10 protein-coding genes are annotated in these 7,206 nt (G+C 69.9%); 2 read left to right on the top strand and 8 right to left on the bottom strand.

Annotation, left to right across the window (positions count from 1 at the left end):
• On the bottom strand, positions 1-161 hold a 161-nt coding region (locus V6M42_RS13745; protein ID WP_332679014.1), incomplete at its 3' end, for a flavoprotein.
• A gap of 123 nt (positions 162-284) precedes the next feature.
• Between V6M42_RS13745 and V6M42_RS13750 the strand changes: the two genes are divergently transcribed.
• The gene (locus V6M42_RS13750; protein ID WP_332679005.1) at positions 285-797 is read left to right on the top strand and encodes an S-type pyocin family protein; all 513 of its coding nucleotides are present in this window, start codon (positions 285-287) and stop codon (positions 795-797) included.
• A gap of 10 nt (positions 798-807) precedes the next feature.
• Here the strand turns inward: V6M42_RS13750 and V6M42_RS13755 are convergent, their stop codons facing one another.
• From V6M42_RS13755 to miaB, 5 genes are all read right to left on the bottom strand, one after another.
• Entirely contained in the window at positions 808-1,224 is a 417-nt protein-coding gene (locus V6M42_RS13755; protein WP_332657923.1) for a helix-turn-helix domain-containing protein, read from the bottom strand.
• 181 nt (positions 1,225-1,405) lie between these two features.
• On the bottom strand, positions 1,406-3,016 hold the full coding sequence (lnt, locus tag V6M42_RS13760; RefSeq protein WP_332657924.1) for an apolipoprotein N-acyltransferase: 1,611 nt from the start codon (positions 3,014-3,016) through the stop codon (positions 1,406-1,408).
• Positions 2,991-3,452, bottom strand: coding sequence for an rRNA maturation RNase YbeY (gene ybeY / locus V6M42_RS13765; RefSeq protein ID WP_332679007.1), 462 nt, complete (start codon positions 3,450-3,452; stop codon positions 2,991-2,993). The genes lnt and ybeY overlap by 26 nt, the downstream gene beginning before the upstream one ends.
• A complete protein-coding gene (locus tag V6M42_RS13770; RefSeq protein WP_332679008.1) occupies positions 3,449-4,444 on the bottom strand; it encodes a PhoH family protein in 996 nt (331 codons plus the stop codon). Before V6M42_RS13770 ends, ybeY begins: the two co-directional genes overlap by 4 nt.
• A complete protein-coding gene (gene miaB, locus V6M42_RS13775; protein WP_332679010.1) occupies positions 4,434-5,996 on the bottom strand; it encodes a tRNA (N6-isopentenyl adenosine(37)-C2)-methylthiotransferase MiaB in 1,563 nt (520 codons plus the stop codon). Before miaB ends, V6M42_RS13770 begins: the two co-directional genes overlap by 11 nt.
• Positions 5,997-6,102: 106 nt before the next feature.
• Between miaB and V6M42_RS13780 the strand changes: the two genes are divergently transcribed.
• Positions 6,103-6,402, top strand: a complete 300-nt coding sequence (locus V6M42_RS13780; protein WP_332679011.1) for a DNA-binding protein — start codon at positions 6,103-6,105, stop codon at positions 6,400-6,402.
• Here V6M42_RS13780 and V6M42_RS13785 read toward each other — a convergent pair.
• Together V6M42_RS13785 and V6M42_RS13790 are read right to left on the bottom strand one after the other, a co-directional pair.
• A complete protein-coding gene (locus V6M42_RS13785) occupies positions 6,399-6,884 on the bottom strand; it encodes a Fur family transcriptional regulator (protein WP_332657929.1) in 486 nt (161 codons plus the stop codon). The two genes, V6M42_RS13780 and V6M42_RS13785, sit on opposite strands and share 4 nt — an antisense overlap.
• Positions 6,885-6,912: 28 nt before the next feature.
• A partial coding sequence (locus tag V6M42_RS13790; protein ID WP_332679012.1) for a GNAT family N-acetyltransferase occupies positions 6,913-7,206 on the bottom strand: 294 nt, incomplete at its 5' end.

Below are 7,206 nucleotides of genomic sequence, written 5' to 3' on the forward strand. Positions count from 1 at the left end.
GACATGGGGGTGACGAACTCGGCGCCCGCCGACGTCAGGACGCTCATCACCTCGCAGCCCGCCTTCTTCAGCAGCCGCGTCAGCTCCAGCGCCTTGTAGGCGGCGATGCCGCCGCCGACGATGAGCAGGATCTTGCGTCCGGACAGGGCGGCGGAGGTCATGCCGGTCATCTAGCCATCCCGGTCCGTTCCGTCGAGGCGCCCGGCCCGATATCGGAACATTGCAAGAACATGAGACCTGTGGTTATGTCCGGTCCCGGGAGTTTCAACCTTCGGGAGGATAGAATGATCTCCAGGATCTGGATCGCGGCCGCAATGGCGGCCCTGCTGTCGGCGTGCGGCAACGGCGGCTCGGCCGTCGAGACCCGGGAACGGGCGGCGGAGGAAGCCGCCGGGGTGATGCTCACCGCCACGGGCGGCGCCCCCGGCGGGACCGCCGGCGCCGCGCCCGCTGATGAGCCGGCGAAACCGGTGCTGACCGCCAACCGGCGCGAGACGGTGGACGCCAAGGTCGCGCGACTGTTCGAGCGCAACGGGGCGGATTTCGGGGCGCGGACGCCGCAGGACTATCTGGCGAAGGTCGAGGCCTTCACCGAACGGCCTCCGGCCGGCACGGACCGGGTCGAGCGCCCCAATGGCGATGTGCTGCTGTATCAGGCCTCGACCAACACCTTCGCCGTCGTGTCGCGCGACGGCGTGCCCAAGACCATGTTCAAGCCGCGCGAAGGCGCCGCCTACTGGGCCGGGCAGAAGGACCGCGCACCGACCTTCGGCCAGCGGCGGGCGGCGCAGGAATAGACGGACGGGGTCAGACCTCGTCCGTTTCCTTGCGGTCGGCCATGTCGCGGATCAGTTCCAGCGCCAGCTTCTGCTGCCGGCTGGACAACTGGGGCGCCAGGCGGCTGATCTCGATGGTGTAGCGCGTGGCCGGGAAGTCGTGCTCGTAAGCCGCCCCGCCCTCGGCCATGCCCGCCATCTGGGCCCCGTTCAGGCCCTCGAAGAAATAGCCGATATCGACCTTGAAGAATCGGGCGATGTCCCAGAGTTTCGAGGCTGAAACCCGGTTTGCGCCCTTTTCGTACTTCTGGATCTGCTGAAAGGTCAGGCCCAGGGCCCGACCGAGGTCACTCTGGTTGTAGCCGAGCGCCAGCCTCTTCTCGCAGACTCGCCGGCCGACATGCCGGTCCACGGGATGAGGTCCGTCCTCGCCCTTGCCTCTCGCCATCGTTACTCGTCCTTCGGTTGGTACCGTAGAGCCTGAATGCGCCCGGCTGTGCCTGCTGTCATCAAAAAATGCAAAAAGCGGGGCGCCACGCCCAGCCTTGGTTGAGTAACCCTTTCAGCGCCTCGCGCGATGCGGGAAAGCTCTCCCTAACGGCGAATTTTCACCCTAGGAGACCGGTGTTTTATCGCCGACTCAGCCGGCTCCACGGACCCGCCAGGGCCAGGCCGGCCAGTACGAACAGCCAGAACATCAGATCTCCGAATCGCCCGTAGGGCGTCAACCCCGTCGGTCGCGGCAGACGCGCGTCGATGACCCCGCTCTCGCCCGGTTCCAGCCTCTGGTCGCCGACCACCCGGCCCCAGGGGTCGATCATGGCCGAGACCCCCGTCGGCGTGGAGCGGACCACGGGCAGGCCCGTCTCGATGGCGCGATAGCTGGCCAGGTTCAGATGCTGCAACGGGCCCGAGGTGCGCCCGAACCAGGCGTCGTTCGAGATGTTGACGATCCAGCCGGGCCGCCCCGCTCCGCCCGGGGTGAAACCGGGATAGAGGCTCTCGTAGCAGATCAGCGGCTGGGCCCGGGGCGCGCCCGGAATATCGATCGGGGCCGGCAGCGGACCGGCGCTGAAGTCGGTGGGCATATGGGTCAGGCTGCGCACGCCCAGGGCGCCCATCAGCCCGCCCGCCGGCAGGTATTCGCCGAACGGCACCAGACGGTATTTGTCGTAGGTGGCGCTGATCCTCAGGCCGCTGCCCCCCTCGTCGGTCAGGACGAACAGGCTGTTGTAGTAGCGGCCGCCCTCAGGCGCCGTCGGATCGGGCACGCCGCGGCCCAGACCCACGATGAGGCTCTGGCCCGGCTGCACCGCGCGGGCGATGGCGTCGGCGTCGGCCGAGCCCGGGGCGAAGACCTGGTTGGCCGAGGCCGGCAGCGCCCCCTCCGGCCAGACGATCAGGTCCGGGACCACCGCGCCGGGCCGGGACGTCAGATTGACGTAGCGATCCACGATCCCGCGATAGGCCTCGGGCGACCATTTCGATTCCTGCGGCACGTCCGCCTGGACGATCCGCACCACGGTGTCGGTCAGCTCCAGCCGCGCCTGCGACAGCCGCATCGTCCCGCCGACCAGCAGGGCGCCCAGGGCCGCCGCCCCCAGCAGCGCCGCGGCGATGCGGTTCCGGCGCGGTCCGGCGCCCAGCAGGGGACCGAAGGCCGCCGCGGCCGCCACGGTGACGAAGCCCAGGCCGTAGACCCCCGCGACCGCCGCGAACTGCGACCCCGCCGAGCCCGCCTTCCAGCTCGCGCCGGCGGGGTTCCACGGGAAGCCGGTCAGCACGTGGCCGCGCAGCCATTCCAGCAGGCAGAACAGCGCGGCGAAGACCAGCACCCGGCGGACGCCCTGCGGCATGAACCGCCGGTACAGGGCCGTCGCCGCGCCCCAGAACAGGCCCAGTCCGATGGGCAGCAGGCTGGCCGCGAACGGCGCCATCCAGGCCTGCGCCGGATTGACCAGGAAGGCCTCGGCCACCCACCAGCAGCTGATGAAGAAATAGGCGAAGCCGGCCAGCCAGCCCATCCAGAAGGCTCCCCGCGCGCCCGCCGAGCGCTCGGACAGGAACATCAGCAGGGCGTAGCCGAGCAGCCCCGGCAGGATCCCGAACGGCGGATGCGCCAGCGCCGCGGCGGCGCCCGCCGCCAGCGCAAGGCCGATCCGGCCGAACCGCAGGATCAGCCGCGCGGTGCGGCCGTCCCTTGAACCGTGGGTCTCAAGCGTCGCCTTGGGATGGGTCATCGCGCCTGTATGGGTCGGCGACGCCCAGGCTGGCAAGAATGGATCGCTCCTCGCCCTCCATCGCCTCGGCCTCTTCCTCGGCCTCATGATCGCGGCCCAGCAGATGCAGCACGCCGTGAACGGTCAGGTGGCTCAGGTGGTCGGCCAGCGTCTTGCCCTGCGCCGCCGCCTCCGCGGCGCAGACGCCGTAGGCCAGCACCAGATCGCCCAGATGCGGCGCCGCGCTCTCCGCCGCCGGAAAGGATAGTACATTCGTCGGCCGGTCCTTTTCGCGGAAACGGGCGTTGAGGTCGCGCACGCCCTCGTCGTCGGTCAGCAGCACGACGACGTCGCCCTCAACCGCGCCCAGGGCCGCGATGGCGGCCCGCTCGGCCACCGCTTCGGCGTCCGGCAGGGCTGCGCTCCAGGCCTCATCCTCGATCTCGACCTCGATCATGCGTCGGGGTCTTCCAGATCGGCGGCGGGGCGGCGGGCGGCCGCGTCGGCGTCGTAGGCGCGCACGATCCGCTCGACCATGGCGTGACGGACCACGTCCTCGGCCTGGAAGCGCTGCACCCCGACCCCCTTCACATCCTCGAGGATGCGCAGGGCGTGCTTGAGGCCGGAATCGCGCGGGTTCAGCAGGTCGACCTGCGACGGGTCGCCGGTCACCACCATCCGCGCGCCCTCGCCCAGCCGGGTCAGGACCATCTTCATCTGCAGCCGCGAGGTGTTCTGGGCCTCGTCGACGATGATGAAGGCGTGGGCCAGGGTCCGGCCGCGCATGAAGGCGATGGGCGCCGCCTCGATCTCCCCCTTGTCGCGGCGACGGCGGACGTCGTCGGGGCCGAGGATGTCGTTCAGCGCCTCCCAGATGGGCGCCAGATAGGGATCCACCTTCTCGTTCAGATCGCCCGGCAGGAAGCCCAGCTTCTCGCCCGCCTCGACGGCCGGACGGGTGATGACCAGCCGGTCGACCTGCCCCCGCCGCAGCAGGGAGGCGCCGTAGGCCGCCGCCAGGAAGGTCTTGCCCGTGCCCGCCGGGCCGACGCCGAAGGTCAGCTCGCACTGCGACAGCAGCGCCAGATAGTTGGCCTGGGCCGCCGTCTTGGGCGCAATGGCCCCGCGCCGCCCGACCGGCAGGGCGACGGCGTCGGGCGCCACGCTCCCCTGCCCTGCCCGCGGCTGGGCGGTCGCCGCGCCCAGCGCCGTGCGCACGTCCGCCTCGGTGATCTCGGCGCCGGTCTCGGCGCGTCTGGCCAGGGTGTCGATGACGCGCTTGGCCTGGGACCGGTCCTTCGACGAACCATTGATCGACACGCCGCCGCCGGGCGTCTCGACCAGAACCTTGAAGCGGTCCTCGATCAGGGCCAGGTGGCGGCTGCCGGGACCGATGACGGCGCGAAGGGCTTCGTCGCCCAGGGCCAGAAACTCACTCTCACGCGCCATGCATTCTCCCAGGGCCGTCATCCTCGGGCTTGACCCGAGGATCAGATGTTGTGCGTCCCGCCGATGAAAGCGAGGCGCCGATTGCGGGCCGGGCCGAACCATCCAGACGCGGATCGTCTGATCCTCGGGTCAAGCCCGAGGATGACGGCGTGGAGGAGAGGCGGCCAGCGAGGGAGTTCTGTTGTCCCTTGTCGATCGTCACCGGAACGATCCGGCCGATCAGATGATCCGCGTCGTCGACGTGAACCGATTGCAGCCAGGGCGAACGCCCCACGGCCTGGGCTCCGTGACGGCCCTTCTTCTCGAACAGGACGTCGAAGGTCCGCCCCGCCTTGTCCCGATTGAAGGCCAGCTGCTGTTCCGCCAGCAGGGCCTGCAGGGCGTGCAGCCGCTCGCGCGAAACCGCGTCCGGGACCTGTCCCGCCATGGTCGCCGCCGGCGTGCCGGGACGGGGCGAATACATGAAGGCGAAGGCCGAGGCGTAGTTCACCCGCCGCACCAGATCCATCGTGTCCTCGAAATCCCGGTCCGTCTCGCCCGGGAAGCCGACGATGAAGTCCCCCGCCATGGCGATGTCGGGCCGGCTTTCACGGATGCGCTCGACCAGGTCGAGATATTTCGCCCGCCCGTGCTTGCGGTTCATCAGCCGCAGCACCCGGTCGGACCCCGCCTGCACCGGCAGATGCAGCCAGGGCATCAGGGCCTCCAGCCGGCCATGCGCGGCGATCAGTTCGTCGGACATGTCGTTGGGATGGCTGGTCGTATAGCGGATGCGGTCGATGCCGGGGATTTCGGCCAGGGCGTACGCCAGCCGTGCCAGGGTCGAGGGCTTTCCGTCCGCGCCCTCGCCGTCATAGGCGTTGACGTTCTGTCCCAGCAGCGTGACCTCACGGACGCCGCGTCCCGCCAGTTCGCGCGCCTCGGCCAGCACCGCCGCGACGGGCCGCGACCATTCGGCGCCGCGCGTATAGGGCACGACGCAAAACGTGCAGAATTTGTCGCATCCCTCCTGCACCGTCAGGAAGGCGGTCGGGCCGTCCACGCCGCGGACCTGCGGCAGGGCGTCGAACTTGTCGACGGGGGCGAAGTCGGCGCCGATCCGCTCGCCCCGCGCCCGGGCCGTCCGGGTCAGAAGTTCGGGCAGCTGATGGTAGGCCTGCGGTCCGACCACGATGTCGACCGCCGGCTGGCGGCGCATGATCTCCTCGCCCTCGGCCTGGGCGACGCAGCCGGCCACGGCGATGATCATCGAATTCTCCGGCGTCCCGGTTTTCGTCGTCGAATTCCTCGCCCGGGCGTCCTTCAATTCTCTCAGCTTGCCGAGCTCCGAATAGACTTTCTCGGCCGCCTTCTCGCGGATGTGGCAGGTGTTGAGGATGACGAAGTCCGCGTCCGCCGCAGTGTCCGTCGTCGCATAGCCCAGCGGCCGCAGCACATCCGCCATGCGCTCGGAGTCATAGACGTTCATCTGGCAGCCGTAGGTCTTGATGAACAGGCGCTTCGGCGCGGCCTGTCCGTCCGACGCCGCCGGCGGGACGAGGGTTTCGGTCATGCGGCGGTTTTAGCGCCCGGCCGCCGTTCGCGCCATCGCCCCGCGCGACCCTTCCGGCGGGGCTGCGGCATGGTCTAGGGTGAGGGGGTCAAAGGAGCTGCCGATCATGACGATCACCGGTCCCCAGGCCTGCGCGGCCCGCGTCCTCGTCGAATGGCCCCGGAACCATGTCGCCCGCCTGTCAGGCCTGACAATCGAGGCGCTGACGGCCTTCGAGCGAGGCAGGATCCATCCCGGCGCCGAGGCCGTGGTCCGTCTGCGGACGGCGCTGGAGTCGGGAGGCGCGGTCTTCATCGACGAGAACGGCGCCGGCGCCGGCGTGCGCCTGAAATTCAACCGTCGCGACGTCCGCTCGATCGTCCGGCTCGAGAATGAAGGCGGCCCGGTCGGGGACGACGACGTCTAGTCCGGATCGACATCCCCGGCCTCGACCCGGGCGGCGTGGCGTTTGAAGATCAGCCCTTCGCGCTTCCCCGGCTCGGCCCCCTCGATCGGCTTGCCGTACAGTTCCAGCTTGTGGCCGATCAGTTCGAAGCCCAGCCGTTCGGCGATCTCGGTCTTCAGCCGTTCGATCTCGGCGTCGAAGAATTCGATCACCTCGCCGGACCGGGTGTCGATCAGGTGGTCATGATGGTCGTCGCCGGCCTCTTCATAGCGGCTGCGCCCATCGCCGAAGTCGTGCTTCTCGACCACGCCGGCTTCCTCGAACAGGCGCACCGTGCGGTAGACGGTGGCGATCGAGATATGGGGGTCGATGCCGGACGCGCGCCGGTACAATTCCTCGACGTCGGGATGGTCCTCGGCGCTGGACAGCACGCGCGCGATGACGCGGCGCTGTTCGGTCATTCGCATGCCGCGTTCGGCGCAGAGTTTTTCAATCCGGTCCATGCGCGCAAGGATAGGCGGGCAGGCGCCCCTAGGGAAGCCGTCCGGGCAAGTTGAGAGCCAGTAGCAAGGCGTCCCGCCGCGATCCGTCGGCGCGGGCGTAGTAACGCGGTCGCCGGCCGGCCTCCTCGAACCCCGCGCCGGCGTAAAGCGCGCGCGCCGCGTCATTGTCGTCGGCCACCTCGAGGAACAGCCGCGTCGCCCCGCGCGCCGCGGCCTCGGCCGCGCCGCGCGCGACCAGTTCGGCGCCCAGGCCCCGTCGCCGCGCGCCGGGCCGCACCGCCAGGGTCAGGATCTCCGCCTCGTCGGCCGCGGTCCGCATCAG

The organism is Brevundimonas sp. (genome assembly GCF_036677305.1).
In the GTDB taxonomy this organism is placed as follows: domain Bacteria; phylum Pseudomonadota; class Alphaproteobacteria; order Caulobacterales; family Caulobacteraceae; genus Brevundimonas.